This window comes from Jannaschia rubra, from assembly GCF_001403735.1.
GTDB lineage: Bacteria > Pseudomonadota > Alphaproteobacteria > Rhodobacterales > Rhodobacteraceae > Jannaschia > Jannaschia rubra.
Genome location: NZ_CXPG01000012.1, coordinates 111,712 through 126,432, shown reverse-complemented (window position 1 = coordinate 126,432; position 14,721 = coordinate 111,712). Strand labels below are relative to the sequence as shown.

The following is a 14,721-nucleotide window of genomic DNA, read 5'->3' as shown; positions in this document are numbered from 1 at the left end:
ATCGTTTCGTATGCCATGTCTGCCCGTCCGCATCTTCGTGCTTTGTCGTGACGCTAGGCGGGTAATGTGGCCGGATTGGGGCGGGGGACCAGCCCCTGCGACGTCGAGGCCGGCGCGCACGCCCGTCAGCGGCCCCCGCGCGCCATGAAGGCGAGCCGTTCGAACAGGTGCACGTCCTGTTCGTTCTTGAGAAGCGCGCCGTGCAGGCGGGGCAGCGCGGTGCCGGGATCGGCGCGCAGGTCTTCGGCATTAAGATCCTCGGCCAGGAGGAGCTTGAGCCAGTCGAGCATCTCGGAGGTGGAGGGCTTCTTCTTGAGGCCTTGCTGGTCGCGCAGCGCGAAGAACTGCGTCAGCGCGGCGGTCAGCAGGGCGGGCTTGATGCCGGGGTGGTGGACCTCGACGATTTTCGCCAGCGTCTCGGCGTCGGGGAAGCGGATATAGTGAAAGAAGCAGCGACGCAGGAAAGCGTCGGGGAGCTCCTTCTCGTTGTTGGAGGTGATGATGACGATGGGCCGGTGCGCGGCGCGGACGGTCTCTCCGGTCTCGTAGACATGAAACTCCATCCGGTCGAGTTCCTGCAACAGGTCGTTCGGAAACTCGATGTCGGCCTTGTCGATCTCGTCGATCAGGAGGACGACGCGCTCGCCGGCCTCGAACGCCTGCCAGAGCTTGCCGCGGCGGATGTAGTTCGAAATGTCGTGGACGCGCGCGTCGCCGAGCTGGCTGTCGCGCAGGCGGGAGACGGCGTCGTATTCGTAAAGCCCCTGCTGCGCGCGGGTGGTCGATTTCACCGACCATTCGAGCATCGGCACCCCCAGGGCGGCGGCGACCTGCCGGGCGAGTTCGGTCTTGCCGGTCCCCGGCTCTCCCTTGACTAGAAGCGGCCGTTCGAGGGTGATGGCGGCGTTCACCGCGACCCGCAGGTCGTCGGTTGCCACATAGCTGTCGGTGCCGTCGAAACGCATCGCGATGTCCATTATTCCGCCTGAATCGGGCGGCAGGGTAACAGTCGCCGCCGCTAGCGCAACCAGCGCCGGCAAGGGCGTGACAACCCCTGAAGCGTCCTGTAAGCGCGCCGCAGAAATACCGGCCGGCGGCACCGTTTTCGGGCATCCGACACAAAGCCGCAGGCCGGCGTGAGGGAGCAACCACATGAACGCCGAAACCATCGTACCCGCCGATTACACCCCCGCCGAAGACGAGCCCTTCATGAACGAGCGGCAGATGGAGTATTTCCGCCGCAAACTTCAGGCCTGGAAGAACGACCTGATCGAGGAGACAGAGCGGACCATCGAGGGGCTGCAGCAGGCGGCCCGGTCCATCCCCGACATCGCCGACCGCGCGTCGGAGGAGACCGACCGCTCGCTGGAGCTGCGGACGCGGGACCGGCAGCGCAAGCTGATTTCCAAGATCGACGCGGCGCTGCGGCGGATCGACGAGGGGGAATACGGCTATTGCGAGGTGACGGGCGATCCGATCTCTCTCAAGCGGCTGGACGCGCGGCCCATCGCCACCATGACGGTGGAGGCGCAGGAGCGGCACGAGCGGCGCGAGAAGGTCCATCGCGACGACTGATCCATCGCGCGACGCCGCGCCCGACGTCACCGTCCTGGGCGCGGGGATCGCGGGGCTGGCCTGCGCCATCGCCTGCGCGCAGCGGGGCCTGTCGGTCGAGGTGGTCGAGCAGGCCCCCGCGCTGACCGAGGTGGGCGCGGGGTTGCAGATCGCGCCGAATGGCGGACGGGTGCTGGACGCGCTGGGCGTGTCGGTGCCGGGGGTCGACAGCCAGGCGGTTCACCTGATCGACGGCCCTTCGGGGGCGCGGCTGATCCGCATGCCGCTGGGCGCCGGGTTCCGCCTGATCCACCGGGCCGACCTGATCGGGGCGCTGGCCGCGCGGGCGGGCGATCTGGACATTCCCGTCCGTCTGGACACGCCCGTGACAGCGGTCGAGGACGCGGCGATGCGGCTGGAGGGCGGCAGGCGGATCGCGTTTCGCCGGCTGGTGGGTGCCGACGGCGTGCGGGGGGCGTCGCGGGCCTTTGTCGCGCCGGACCATCCCGCGCGGTTCACGGGACAGGTCGCCTGGCGCGCCATCGTGCCGGTGGACGACTGGCCGGCCGAGGCGCAGGTGCATGTCGGGCCGGGGCGGCATCTGGTGTGTTATCCGCTGCGCGACGGGCGCGCCCTCAACATCGTGGCGGTCGAGGAACGGACGGCGTGGGTGGCGGAGGGCTGGTCGCAGGACGACGACCCCGCGAACCTGCGCCGGGCCTTTGCCGGGTTCGCGCGGCCCATCCGCGACGTGCTGGACCGGGTGGAGCGGGTGAACCTCTGGGGCCTGATGGACCACGGGGCGACGCCGCGATGGACGCGGGGGGCCTGCACCGCGATCGGGGATGCGGCGCATCCGACGCTGCCGTTCCTGGCGCAGGGTGCGAACCTGGGGCTGGAGGATGCCTGGACGCTGGCCGCGTCGCTGGATGACCCCGCCGGCTGGGAACGCGCGCGGCGGCCGCGCGTCACGCGGGCCCTGGCGGCGGCGGCGGGCAATGCTCGGAACTACCACCTGACCGGGTTGCGGCGCGCGGCGGGTCACGCGGCGCTGCGGCTGGCCGACCGGGTGAACCCAAGCGCGCCGATGCGGGGATATGCGTGGCTTTACGATCATGACGTGACCGCGGACTGAAACTGAGGCGCACCGAAGAAAACACCGCCGAAGGGTCGGGGAAACGCTTGACGGAGGCGGACGGCTCGGCCACCGTGCAACCAATATGCAAATGGTTGAGACATTGGTTGAGCCCGACGCCGCCGCCCCCGTTCTGGATGTGCGCGACCTGAGCCTGCGGTTCAGGGGGTTCGACCGCGATCTGCTGAGCGGGCTGCGGTATTCGGTGCGGTCGGGCGAGACGCTGTGCATCGTGGGCGAGTCGGGCTGCGGGAAAAGCGTCGCGTCGCTGGCGTTGATGGGGCTGCTGCCGCCCACGGCGGTCGAGATCGGCGCGGCCGATGTGCGGTTCTGCGGGGAACCCTTGGATCTTGGCGATCAGGCGCGGTTGCGGTCGCTGCGCGGGGCGTCGATGGCGATGATCTTTCAGGAGCCGATGACCTCGCTCAACCCCGCGTTCCGCATCGGAGACCAGATCGCGGAGGCCGTCATGGCCCATTCGGGCGCCACGCCGGCCGAGGCGCGCGAACGCGCGGTCGCCATGCTGCGCAAGGTGGGCATCCCTGCGCCCGAGGAACGGCTGAACGAATATCCGCATCAGTTGTCGGGCGGGATGCGCCAGCGGGTGATGATCGCCATGGCGCTGGTCAACGACCCCGCGCTTCTGATCGCGGATGAGCCGACGACGGCGCTCGACGTCACGATCCAGGCGCAAATCCTGGACCTGATCCGCGACCTTCAGGCCGAGACGGGGATGGCCACCATCATGATCACGCACGATCTGGGCGTCGTGGCCGAGATCGCGACGGACGTGGCGGTGATGTATGCCGGCACCATCGTCGAAGCGGGGCCGGTGGAGCGCATCTTCAACGACCCACAGCATCCCTATACCATCGGGCTGATGTCCTCGGTGCCGCGTCTGTCGGGGCCGCGCCAGCGTCTGACCACGGTGCCCGGCACGGTGCCCACGCCGCAGACCATGCCGGACGGATGCCGGTTCTCGACCCGCTGCCCGTTCGCGCGACCCGTCTGCGCCACGGACCCGCCCGAGCGGGAGTTCGGCGCGGGGCATCGCGCGCTGTGTCATTTCGCGCCGCTGGAGACGATGCTGGAGCGGTCGGCATGAGCGAGGTCATCCTGGAGGCCACCGGCCTGACGCGGCACTTCAAGGTGGGCGGCACGATGTTCCGCAGGCCCGACACCCTGCGCGCGGTCGAGGATGTGTCGCTGTCGGTGCGGCGGGGCGAGACGCTGGCCATCGTGGGTGAATCGGGCTGCGGGAAATCGACGCTGGCGCGGATGCTGATGCGGCTGATCGACCCCACGGCGGGCGAAATGTCGTTCGAGGGGCGGCGGATCGAGGGGCTGCGCGGGGCCGAGCTGTCGGCGCTGCGCCGGGACATGCAGTTCATCTTTCAGGATCCGTTCTCGTCGCTGAACCCGCGCATGAGCGTGGGCCGGATCGTGGGAGAACCCATCGAGACCCACGCCCCCGACCTGTCCGCGAAGGACCGCCGCGCGAAGGTGGCGGAGTTGCTGGAGCAAGTGGGGCTGCGCCCCGAACACGCCGACCGCTATCCGCACGAGTTCTCGGGCGGGCAACGGCAGCGCATCGGGATCGCACGGGCGCTGGCGTCGGGGCCCAAGCTCATCATCGGGGATGAGCCGGTGTCGGCGCTGGACGTGAGCGTTCAGGCGCAGGTCATCAACCTGCTGGCCGACCTGCGCGACGACCTGGGGCTGACGCTGGTCATCATCGCGCACGACCTGGCGGTGATCCGGCACATGAGCGACCGGGTGGCCGTGATGTATCTGGGCGGCGTCGTCGAGGAGGGGCCATGCGACGCCATCTTCGCCGCCCCGCGCCACCCCTATACGATGGCGCTTCTGTCCGCGATCCCGGAGGCGGAACACGGGCTGGAGCGCACCCAGATCGAGCTTGTGGGCGAGATGCCCAGCCCCATCGACCCGCCGCCCGGATGCCGGTTCCACACCCGCTGTCCCTTCGCGCGCGAGCGGTGCGAGACGGAGGTGCCGGCGTTGCGCGAGGCGGGCGACGGGCACCGCGCGGCCTGCCATTTCTTCGAGGAGATCGCGGCCGAGACACCGGCCGTCGTCGCGCGCGGCGGGGCGGCCCGGCCCGCCGCCGCGGCGGAGCGGTTCGCGCTCTATGCCGATGCGCTGGCCGGGCGGGAGGTGCGGCCTCGCGCCGGACCCGACTGACCCATTGCCGTCCCCCATCGGGGGCGGCCAACACCGAAGCCGCGGGAAAGCGGCCCGACAATCCAACATGGGAGATACGACATGACCCTTCGACACATGACACTCGCCGCCGCCCTGCTGGGCGCCACGGCGCTGGGCGCGCAGGCGCAGGACCTGCGGATCGGGCTGGAGTCCGACCCCGACGTGCTCGACCCCGACCAGTCGCGCACCTTCGTGGGGCGCATCGTCTATACGGCGCTCTGCGACAAGCTGGTGGACGTGACGCCCGATCTGAAGATCGTGCCGCAACTGGCGACGGAGTGGAGCTTTTCGGACGACAACACGTCGATCACCATGAAGCTGCGCGAGGGCGTGACGTTCCATGACGGGACGCCGTTCGACGCCGAAGCGGTGGCGCGCAACATCGACCGGAGCCTGACGCTGGAAGAAAGCCGCCGCAAGTCGGAGCTGGCGTCGGTCGCGGGGACGGAGGTGCTGGGCGACCACGAGATCCGCATCGACCTGAAGGAGCCGGACGCGACGGTTCTGGCGCAGCTGGCCGACCGTGCCGGCATGATGGTGTCGCCCGACGCGGCCGAGGCGGCGGGGGCCGATTTCGGCGCGAATCCGGTCTGTTCCGGGCCCTTCAAGTTCAAGGAGCGCGTCGCGCAGGACCGGATCGTCCTGGAGAAGTTCGACGACTACTGGAACGCGGACGAGATCGCGCTCGACAGCGTCACCTATCTGCCGATCACGGATACGACGGTGCGGCTGGCGAACCTGCAATCGGGCGACATCGACATCGCCAACCGCGTCGCGGCCACCGACCTGAAGCAGCTGGAGGGGTCGGACAGCATCGACATCGAACAGGCGGTGTCGCTGGGATATCAGGGGATCACGTTCAACGTGGGCAACGGCGACAAGGGCGACAACCCCTGGGGCAACGACGCGCGCCTTCGGCGGGCGTTGAGCCTGGCCATCGGGCGGGACATCATCAATCAGGTCGTGTTCGACGGCAACTTCCGGCCGGGCAACCAGCCCTTCCCGGATACCTCGCCCTGGTACGACGCCGATTATCCGCTGCCCGAGCGCGACGTGGAGGCGGCGCGCGCCCTGCTGGAGGAGGCAGGATACGGCGACGGCGTCGCGCTGGAGGTGCAGGTGCCCAACCGGCCCGAGAACCTGCAGCTGATGCAGGTGATCCAGTCGATGGCGTCGGAAGCGGGGATCGACGTGTCGCTGACCTCCAAGGAGTTCGCCACCATGCTGAACGACCAGACGGCGGGCGACTTCACGGCGAGCCAGGTCGGCTGGTCCGGCCGGATCGACCCTGACGGCAACATCCATCAGTTCGTCACCACGGGCGCGGGTCTGAACGATGCAGGCTATTCCAACGAGGAGGTGGACCGCCTGCTGAACGAGGCGCGGACCCTCGCGGACGAGGGCGAGCGCAAGGCGCTCTACGACCAGGCGCGCGCGATCCTGCAGGAGGAGGCGCCCATCGTGTACCTCTATCACGACACCTGGATCACCGGGCTGGACAAGTCGGTCGAGGGCTTCGTGCCCTATCCCGACGGGATGATCCGGCTGGAAGGCGTCACCCTGAACGCGGACTGATCGTCCGGGGGCCGCGCGGCGCATGTCCGCGCGGCCCGCATCCTGCGGAGCCGCCATGCTGTCCTTCATCCTGCGCCGTATCCTGATCGCGATCCCGACGATCCTGCTGATCTCGGTCTTCGTCTTCTCGCTGCAAAAGCTGCTGCCGGGCGATCCGGTTCTCGCCATGGCGGGCGAGGAGCGGGACCCCGAGGTCATCGCCTTCCTGCGCGAGAAGTACCGCCTGAACGACCCGATCCCGGTGCAATACGCGCATTGGGTCGGCAACGCGGTGCGGGGCGATCTGGGGATGTCGCTGCGGACCAACCAGCCGGTGCTGGAGCTGATCGGGGAAAAGCTGCCGGTGACGATCCAGCTGGCCACGATGGCAATGATCTTCGCCATGGGTATCGGCATTCCGGCGGGCATCCTGTCGGCGGTCCGCAAGGGCACGGTGACGGATTACGTGGCGAACGTGGTGGCGTTGTCGGGCCTGTCGATCCCGAACTTCTGGCTGGGCATCATGCTGATATTGCTGGTGTCGGTGAAATGGCAGTTGTTGCCGGCCTCGGGATACGTGCCCTTTGCCGACGATCCGTGGCGGTCGGTTCAGGTGATGCTGATGCCTGCCTTCGTGCTGGGCACGGCGTTGGCGGCGACGCTGATGCGGCATACGCGCTCGGCCATGCTGACGGTGCTGACGTCGGATTACGTGCGCACCGCGCGCGCCAAGGGTCTGAGCGAGCGGCGGGTCATCCTGAAACACGCGTTCCGCAACGCGCTGACGCCCATCGTCACGCTGTCGGCGCTGCTGTTCGGCGAGTTGATCGCGGGGGCGGTGCTGACCGAGCAGATCTTCACCATTCCGGGCTTCGGCAAGCTGGTCGTCGATGCGGTGTTCAACCGCGACTACGCCGTGGTGCAGGGGATCGTGCTGGTGACGGCGGTGGGGTTCATCGTGATGAACCTGCTGGCGGATGTCGCCTATGTCCTGCTCAACCCGCGACTGAGGAGCCAGACATGAGCCGGGCCGCCACCCCCGTCACCGCCGATGCCATAAGCGCGCGCGATCCCGTTCTGGACCGGAAGCCCGAAAGCCGCGTCTGGAAGAAGTTCCGCAGCCATCGCAGCGCCATGCTGGGCGGGGTTCTCGTGGCGTTCTTCGTCGGCATGGCGATCCTGGCGCCTGTCCTGCCCATTCCCGATCCGGCTGCGACCGATTGGGGCGCGGTCCGGCAGGCGCCGTCGGCGGCACACTGGCTGGGCACCGACGAGATCGGCCGCGATGTCCTGTCGCGCATGATCTGGGGCGCGCAGGCCTCGCTGCTGGCGGGTGTGGTGTCGGTGCTGATCGCGGTCGCGCTGGGCGTGCCCTTCGGTATCGTCGCGGGGTATTTCGGCGGCTGGACGGATGCGGTGATCTCGCGCTGCACCGAGGCGCTGCTGGCCGCGCCGTTCCTGATCCTGGCGATTGCGCTGGCGGCGTTCCTCGGGCCGTCGCTGACCAATGCGATGATCGCCATCGGCATCTCGGCCACGCCGCTGTTCATCCGCCTGACGCGCGGACAGGTCCTGTCGGTCGCGGCGGAAGATTACGTCGACGGGGCGCGGGCCATCGGGTTGCCGACGCGCAAGATCCTGACGCGCTACATCCTGCCCAACATCCTGCCGCCTGTCCTGGTGCAGGCCACGCTGACCATCGCGACCGCGATCATCGCGGAGGCCTCGCTGTCGTTCCTGGGGCTGGGGCAGCAGCCGCCGGCGCCGAGCTGGGGGTCGATGCTGAACACGGCCAAGAACTTCCTCAATCAGGCGCCGTGGATGGCGCTCTGGCCCGGTGTCGCGATCTTCCTCGTGGTGCTGGGGTTCAACCTTCTGGGCGACGGGCTGCGCGATGCGCTGGACCCGCGCGAACAATGACCTGTCGGAGAACCGCATGACCGCTTTCACCACCCGCCCCGAGATCCGCGGCACCTTCGGGGTCGTCACCTCGACCCACTGGATCGCCTCCTCCGTCGGCATGTCGGTGCTGGAAAAGGGCGGCAACGCCTTTGACGCGGCGGTGGCCACGGGGCTGGTGCTGCAAGTGGTCGAGCCGCATCTGAACGGGCCGGCGGGCGACCTTCCGGCGATCTTCCACAGCGTGAAGACCGGCAATGGCGTGATCGCGGCGCAGGGGCCCGCGCCCGCCGCGGCCACGATCGAGCATTACCGGGGGCTGGGGCTGGAGCTCATCCCCGGGTCGGGGCTTCTGTCCACGGTGGTGCCCGGCGCCTTCGACGGCTGGATGCTGATGCTGCGGGACCATGGAACGATCACCCTGCGCGAGGCGCTGGAGCCTGCCGTCTTCTATGCGCGGCACGGTCATCCGATGCTGCCGCGCGTGGCCGACACGATTTCCGGGCTGGCCAGATATTTCGCCGACGAATGGCCCAGTTCCGCCGAGGTCTGGACGCCCGAGGGTGCCGCGCCCGAGGCACACGCTTTGTTCCGCAATCCGGGTGTCGCCGATACCTACGACCGTTTGACCCAAGCGGGCGAGGCTGCGGGCGGGGACCGGGTTGCGCAGATCGACGCGGCGCGGTCCGAGTGGGCCGAGGGGTTCGTGGCCCAAGCGATCTTCGACTATCTGAAGGACGCCGAGGTTCACGACGTGTCGGAGCGTCGGAACAGGGGTGTTCTGGCGCCCGAGGACATGGCCGGGTGGCGCGCGTCGTTCGAGGCACCGCTGAGCTATGACTACCACGGCTGGACCGTTCACAAGACGGGACCGTGGGGGCAGGGGCCGGTGCTGTTGCAGGCGCTGGCGATCCTGAAGCACTTCGACCTGGCCGCGATGGACCCGATGGGCGAGGAGTTCGTGCACACGGTGATCGAGGCGATCAAGTTGGCCTATGCCGACCGCGAAGCCTATTATGGCGACCCCGACCACAGCGAGGTGCCCACGGAGCACCTGCTGTCGGATGCCTACAACGCCGACCGCGCGGCGCTGATCGGGCGGGACGCATCGATGGAGCAGCGGCCCGGCCGGGTGCCGGGGTTCGAGCATCTGGCCGATGCCTACGTCGCCCGCGCGGCACGCGACTTCCAGGTGGCGCAGGTCGGCGCGCAGGAGCCGACGATGGCGCATTTGACCGACCGCAAGGGCGACACGGTGCATCTGGACGTGATCGACCGCTGGGGCAACTGCGTCTCGGCCACGCCTTCGGGCGGGTGGCTTCAGTCGAACCCGATCATTCCGGGGCTGGGGTTCCCGCTCAACAGCCGGGCGCAGATGTTCTGGCTGGAGGAGGGGCTGCCCACGTCGCTGGCGCCCGGACGCCGGCCGCGCACGACGCTGACGCCGACACTGGCCGAGAAGGACGGCGCGCGGCTTGTCTTCGGGACACCGGGCGGCGACCAGCAGGACCAGTGGCAACTGGTATGGTTCCTGCGCTTCGTCCATCACGGGCTGGACCTGCAGCAGGGGATGGACGCGCCGCTGTTCCATTCGATGCACTTCCAGGGGTCGTTCTTTCCCCGCGCGGTCGCCACGGGCGAGATGATGGTCGAGCCGAACGTGACCCCGGGCACCATCGACGGGCTGCGCGCGCGGGGGCACAGGGTCACGGTGGCCGAACCCTGGACCGTCGGGCGCCTGACGGCGGCGCTTCGGCAGGCGGATGGCGTGCTGTCGGCGGCGGCGACGCCGCGCCTGATGCAGGCCTATGCGGTGGGGCGCTGAGGTGACGTATTCCATCATCGGCCGCGACGGGCGCACGGGCGAGATCGGCGTGGCCGTCGCCTCGCGCTTCTTTGCCTGCGGCGCGCTGGTGCCCCACGTCGGGCCGCGCACGGCGGTGGCCACGCAGGCCTTCGTCAACCCGCTCTGGGGGGTCGAGGGGCTGCGGCGGCTGGAGGCGGGCGAGATGGCCGGCGAAGTGCTGGCCGACTTCGTGGCGCGCGACGGGGGGCAGGCGATCCGCCAATGTCACATGATGGATGCCACGGGGCGGATCGCGGCGCATACCGGCGCGGATTGCGTTGACTGGGCCGGGCATCGCACCGGCGGGGACCATTCGGTCGCGGGCAATATGCTGGTGGGGCAGGCGGTGATCGACGCGACGTTCGAGACGTTCGCCGACCGGAACGATCTGGACCTGCCGCATCGACTGCTGGCCGCCATGCGCGCGGGCGAGGCGGCGGGCGGCGACCGCCGTGGGCGACAGGCGGCGGGGCTGAAGGTCCACCGGGGGCAGGCCTATGCCCATCTAGACCTGCGGGTGGACGACCACGGCGACCCGTTGTCGGAGCTGGACCGATTGCTCGACGTCGCGGCGGAGCGGTATCTGCATCTGGTGGATGCCTTGCCGACGGAGGAGGATTTCTCGGGCGCGACAGACCGCGCGCCCATCGATGCGGCCATCGTCGCCGACGAACGCCGCCGCCGCGAGGCAGGGCGCGCAAGCCGGTCGCTGGCCCGGCCGGGCGGGGTCTGAGGCATGGACGGCGTCGCGGCCGACCTGCTGTGGACGATCGCCGGGCCTGCGGTCGCGGCGGGCATCGCGGGCGGCGTGCTGGCCGGGCTTCTGGGGGTCGGCGGGGGCATCGTGATCGTGCCCGCGCTCTACTTCGCACTGTCGATCACGGCGATGGACCCGGCGCTGGTGATGCAGGTGGCGGTGGGCACGTCGCTTGCGACCATCGTGTTCACCTCGCTCAGTTCGGCGCTGGGGCATTGGCGCAAGGGGGCCATCGACGTGGGCCTGTTGCGGCTCTGGGGGCCGTCCATCCTGATCGGGGTCGTCGCGGGTGGCATCCTCGGGGGGCTGGTTTCGGGGTTCGCGCTGATCGCGGTCTTTGCCACGGTGGCGCTGCTGGTGGCGGGGGACATGATCCTGCGCGGGGGCGGGGGCACCGACGCGCCGCGCAGCTTTTCACGCCCGGTCTGGGCGGGGCTGGGGGTGTTGGCCGGAGCGATTTCGGCCATGATGGGCATCGGCGGCGGCACCGTCTGCGTGCCGCTTCTGAACTTCCTCGGTTACGACATCCGCCGGGCGGTGGGCACGTCGGCGGCCATCGGGTTCATCATCGGACTGCCGGGGGCCATCACCTACATGGTCACGGGGCTGGGAACCGCCGGTCTGCCACCGTTTTCGGTGGGTTATGTGAACCTGGTCGCGGCGGCGATCATCATACCGCTGACCGTGACCTTCGCCCGCGTCGGCGTCGCGCTGGCGCACCGCATCCCCCGCCGGGCCCTGCGGCTGAGCTTCGGGGTGTTCCTGCTCATCACCTCGGGGCGCATGTTCGTCGACCTGTTCGCATCGGTTTCGGCATGAGCGTCGCGCGGTGGGAGGACGAGCTTGCCGCCCGCCTGGCGCGGGCCATCACGGCGGGGGACATCCTGACCGACGGCCGCCTGCCGTCCGAGCGGGAGTTGTCGACCCGCTTCGACGTGAGCCGCGCACGGCTGCGGATCGCGCTCGACGCGCTGGAGGCGGGGGGCCTCATCTATCGCAGGCAGGGCAAGGGCACCTTCGCCGCGCCGCCCACCGTCACGTCGGGCGGGCGGCTGGACCGGCTGGCGCGCGAGGTGACGCCGCAGGACATCATGGAAGTGCGGCTGGAGATCGAGCCGGCACTGGCCGCGCTGGCCGCGAGCCGTGCGACCGACGAGGAGCTGGACCGGCTGCGGCAACTGACGGACGCGACCCGCGACCTGAAGGACCGCGCGGCCTATGAGCGGGCGGACGAGGCGTTCCACTACCGCATCGCCGTCGCGTCGCGGAACCCGCTGTTCCTGCAGGTCTACGATTCGATCCGCACTGTCCGCAAGCTGGCGTCCTGGGGCATGGTGCGGGAGGAAAGCCATTCGCCCGAGGTCATGACCCGCTTCGGCGACCAGCACGCGCGCCTGTTCGACACCATCGCGGCGCGCGACATGGCGGGCGCCGCGGGCGAGATGGAGCGGCACCTGATGGACGTGCACCGTGTCGTCACGCGCGGCGTGCACCGCATCGGCGCGCTCGCCCGCGACGGCGGCTGAGAACGGAGCGGTGGCAACCCCCGCGAGGATCGTTCCGGAACGACGGATGGTCTGCGTCGAAGGAATCAGTTCAGGACCGATACGTCGATGAATGGTGATCTGTCGTCGGGCAAGAAGCCTGTTTGTATCAACAGGGCATCGGTCGGTGGGGTTGGCGCGTTGCGGAGCCTGTTCCGGCGGCTTTCGGACGGCATGGGGCTGGCCGGGGCTACGGGCTGTCCACGTTGCTGAGCGGATCGGACGCGACCGGGGCCGAGCGGCTGCGACGTTCAAGAAGATGGGAGAGCAATGCAACGACCCGATGATCGTGATTTCATAGTTCCGAAGGGGCGGCTGCTGGGTGCCGGCCGGCGTGATGATGGGCCCCCTGTCCGGGCAGGGGGGCATTGACGGGGTGGGAACCGCTCGATCGGCTACGCAATAAGGGAGGGCCTCCTCGCGGGCCATCCTGACGCAAGAAAGGGCAGGTCGCCGCTGGAATCAGGTGCCTATCCGGATCTTCGTCAGCGGCCGGTTCAGGGTGCGGCAGCGGGTCGGCACAGGCTCGGACATGCGACCCGGCCATGACACCGGACTCGCAATGTGAATCCCGGACAGGCTTCGGGCAACAGAGTCCTCAATGGCCTATCCCTCGGGTCATCATCGCCTGGATCCTCTCTTCGATGAGGGCGACCCCAGGGGCGATGCGATCCTGCTCGATCGAAGAATAGCCCAGCCGGAACCATTCCGTGGGCCCGTCCGATCCGTGGAAAAACGGGCCACCGGGTTCGATCAGCACGCTGTCTTCGATCAGGGCCCTGGCCAGCCTGTCGGAATCGAGCCCGTCGGGTCCCCGCACCCAGAGACAGGAGCCACCGGACACGTTCGTCTCCACGATGCTCAGGCTGGTGCCGGCCAGGGCCGCCCGAAGCGCGGCCTGCCGCGCGGCGTAGGTCGACCGCATGTTCCGTATCTGCCGATCATAGTGACCCAGCGAGAGAAAATAGGCGGCGGCGCGCTGCAAGTGCCCCGGAGGATGGCGCAGGATCATGGACGCCAGTTCGCGGGCCTCCGCGATGATCTCTGCCGGACCGACGAGATACCCCAGGCGCAGACCCGGAAACATCACCTTCGAAAAGCTTCCGACATAGAGCACCCTGCCTGCGCGGTCATATGACTTGAGCGCCGGACCCGGGGCCGCCAGAAAGCTCATTTCGGCGTCATAGTCGTCTTCGACGATCACAAAGTCCTCACGTGCCGCCTTCTGGAGGAGATCCTTGCGTCGCGTCGTCCTCATCGTGACGCCGGTCGGGGATTGGTGGCTCGGGGTGACGAAAACCGCGCGCGTTCCCGGCGGGATGTCCTGTGGTGGCAGGCCATTGTCATCCACCTCGACCGTCGTGACGTCGGCGCCGCACCACCGCAGCGCGTGGATCGTATCGGGGTAGCCCGGGTTCTCGCAGACCGCCCTGAGCGGCGTCGGACCCCTGCTCAGCAGTTCGACGACGAGCCAGAGAGCGTTCTGCGCACCGACAGTCACCAGGATCTCGTCGGAAGTCGCCGATATCCCGCGACGCGGCAGGGTGCGCGTCCGGATGTAGGTGACGAGCAGAGGATCGTCCGCCGAGACGAAATCCCCGGCCATGTCGTCGAAGTCCCTGTGACCCGTCGCCTGATGCAGGCATTCGCGCCAGGCCCTGCGATCGAAGAGCCTGGTATCGAGCTGACCGTATAGGAAGGGATACCTGAACTTGCGCCAGTCGGTCCTCTTGCGGATCGCGCGGCGATCACGGAGGGGCTGGGCTAGAAAGGTGCTCCAGTCGACCGTGCCGGCAGGCTTCGCCGATGCATCGGCGCTCCGGGCGAGCTGGTCCGACTCGACCTCGGCCACGACATAGGCGCTCCGATCCTTGGCGTTCAGATAGCCCTGCGCCACAAGCTCCTGATAAGCCAGCGTGACGGTCATTCGTGCGATCCCGAGATGTCTCGCCAGGCCACGCGAGGAGGGCATCCGCGCGCCGGTGTGGATCAATCCCGAAAGGATCGAGCCTACCACGACTTCCCGGATCTGCGCCTGCAAGGATCTCGGCGAGTTTCGGTCGAGAAAGAAGATCTCGGCGGGGATCCGCGTGCTGGCCATAAAGAGGATCGTCGCCTGCGATCTGGTCTAAGTCAAAGTCTAAAGTGGCCCTAAGGCTCGACCCGAACCATCCGTTAACACCGTTAAGAGTTACGTAGCGTCCGTTTT

13 protein-coding genes are annotated in these 14,721 nt (G+C 68.7%); 11 read left to right on the top strand and 2 right to left on the bottom strand.

Annotation, left to right across the window (positions count from 1 at the left end):
- Window positions 1-125: 125 nt before the first annotated feature.
- Complete coding sequence (locus JAN5088_RS03725; protein WP_055681678.1) at window positions 126-965, bottom strand: AAA family ATPase; 840 nt, start codon at window positions 963-965, stop codon at window positions 126-128.
- 187 nt (window positions 966-1,152) lie between these two features.
- Between JAN5088_RS03725 and dksA the strand changes: the two genes are divergently transcribed.
- The 11 genes from dksA (at window position 1,153) to JAN5088_RS03670 (ending at window position 12,494) form a co-directional block, all read left to right on the top strand.
- A complete protein-coding gene (gene dksA / locus JAN5088_RS03720; protein WP_055681464.1) occupies window positions 1,153-1,575 on the top strand; it encodes an RNA polymerase-binding protein DksA in 423 nt (140 codons plus the stop codon).
- The gene (locus JAN5088_RS03715) at window positions 1,562-2,689 is read left to right on the top strand and encodes an FAD-dependent oxidoreductase (RefSeq protein WP_055681463.1); all 1,128 of its coding nucleotides are present in this window, start codon (window positions 1,562-1,564) and stop codon (window positions 2,687-2,689) included. Before dksA ends, JAN5088_RS03715 begins: the two co-directional genes overlap by 14 nt.
- A gap of 91 nt (window positions 2,690-2,780) precedes the next feature.
- Window positions 2,781-3,794 carry an ABC transporter ATP-binding protein gene (locus tag JAN5088_RS03710; RefSeq protein ID WP_055681677.1) on the top strand — a complete coding sequence of 338 codons (1,014 nt, stop codon included), beginning with the start codon at window positions 2,781-2,783 and terminating at the stop codon, window positions 3,792-3,794.
- Window positions 3,791-4,891 carry an ABC transporter ATP-binding protein gene (locus tag JAN5088_RS03705; protein ID WP_055681462.1) on the top strand — a complete coding sequence of 367 codons (1,101 nt, stop codon included), beginning with the start codon at window positions 3,791-3,793 and terminating at the stop codon, window positions 4,889-4,891. The genes JAN5088_RS03710 and JAN5088_RS03705 overlap by 4 nt, the downstream gene beginning before the upstream one ends.
- Before the next feature lie 81 nt (window positions 4,892-4,972).
- Window positions 4,973-6,487, top strand: a complete 1,515-nt coding sequence (locus JAN5088_RS03700; RefSeq protein ID WP_055681461.1) for an ABC transporter substrate-binding protein — start codon at window positions 4,973-4,975, stop codon at window positions 6,485-6,487.
- Window positions 6,488-6,542: 55 nt separating this feature from the next.
- A complete protein-coding gene (locus tag JAN5088_RS03695) occupies window positions 6,543-7,490 on the top strand; it encodes an ABC transporter permease (protein WP_055681460.1) in 948 nt (315 codons plus the stop codon).
- A complete protein-coding gene (locus JAN5088_RS03690; RefSeq protein ID WP_082429803.1) occupies window positions 7,487-8,386 on the top strand; it encodes an ABC transporter permease in 900 nt (299 codons plus the stop codon). Before JAN5088_RS03695 ends, JAN5088_RS03690 begins: the two co-directional genes overlap by 4 nt.
- A 16-nt stretch (window positions 8,387-8,402) precedes the next feature.
- Complete coding sequence (locus tag JAN5088_RS03685; RefSeq protein ID WP_055681675.1) at window positions 8,403-10,190, top strand: gamma-glutamyltransferase family protein; 1,788 nt, start codon at window positions 8,403-8,405, stop codon at window positions 10,188-10,190.
- A gap of 1 nt (window position 10,191) precedes the next feature.
- Window positions 10,192-10,944 (top strand): DUF1028 domain-containing protein, encoded by a 753-nt coding sequence (locus JAN5088_RS03680; RefSeq protein WP_055681674.1) that lies wholly within the window; start codon window positions 10,192-10,194, stop codon window positions 10,942-10,944.
- Between the two features lie 3 nt (window positions 10,945-10,947).
- Window positions 10,948-11,787, top strand: a complete 840-nt coding sequence (locus tag JAN5088_RS03675) for a sulfite exporter TauE/SafE family protein (protein ID WP_055681459.1) — start codon at window positions 10,948-10,950, stop codon at window positions 11,785-11,787.
- Complete coding sequence (locus JAN5088_RS03670; RefSeq protein WP_055681458.1) at window positions 11,784-12,494, top strand: FadR/GntR family transcriptional regulator; 711 nt, start codon at window positions 11,784-11,786, stop codon at window positions 12,492-12,494. Before JAN5088_RS03675 ends, JAN5088_RS03670 begins: the two co-directional genes overlap by 4 nt.
- A gap of 616 nt (window positions 12,495-13,110) precedes the next feature.
- Here the strand turns inward: JAN5088_RS03670 and JAN5088_RS03665 are convergent.
- Window positions 13,111-14,613, bottom strand: coding sequence for an aminotransferase-like domain-containing protein (locus tag JAN5088_RS03665; protein ID WP_055681457.1), 1,503 nt, complete (start codon window positions 14,611-14,613; stop codon window positions 13,111-13,113).
- Window positions 14,614-14,721: the final 108 nt, after the last annotated feature.

Coding starts and splice junctions, on each gene's coding strand:
- JAN5088_RS03725 (WP_055681678.1), bottom strand. CDS start 965: ATGCGTTTCGACGGCACCGACAGCTATGTGGCAACCGACGACCTGCGG.
- dksA (WP_055681464.1), top strand. CDS start 1,153: ATGAACGCCGAAACCATCGTACCCGCCGATTACACCCCCGCCGAAGAC.
- JAN5088_RS03710 (WP_055681677.1), top strand. CDS start 2,781: ATGGTTGAGACATTGGTTGAGCCCGACGCCGCCGCCCCCGTTCTGGAT.
- JAN5088_RS03705 (WP_055681462.1), top strand. CDS start 3,791: ATGAGCGAGGTCATCCTGGAGGCCACCGGCCTGACGCGGCACTTCAAG.
- JAN5088_RS03700 (WP_055681461.1), top strand. CDS start 4,973: ATGACCCTTCGACACATGACACTCGCCGCCGCCCTGCTGGGCGCCACG.
- JAN5088_RS03695 (WP_055681460.1), top strand. CDS start 6,543: ATGCTGTCCTTCATCCTGCGCCGTATCCTGATCGCGATCCCGACGATC.
- JAN5088_RS03690 (WP_082429803.1), top strand. CDS start 7,487: ATGAGCCGGGCCGCCACCCCCGTCACCGCCGATGCCATAAGCGCGCGC.
- JAN5088_RS03685 (WP_055681675.1), top strand. CDS start 8,403: ATGACCGCTTTCACCACCCGCCCCGAGATCCGCGGCACCTTCGGGGTC.
- JAN5088_RS03675 (WP_055681459.1), top strand. CDS start 10,948: ATGGACGGCGTCGCGGCCGACCTGCTGTGGACGATCGCCGGGCCTGCG.
- JAN5088_RS03670 (WP_055681458.1), top strand. CDS start 11,784: ATGAGCGTCGCGCGGTGGGAGGACGAGCTTGCCGCCCGCCTGGCGCGG.
- JAN5088_RS03665 (WP_055681457.1), bottom strand. CDS start 14,613: ATGGCCAGCACGCGGATCCCCGCCGAGATCTTCTTTCTCGACCGAAAC.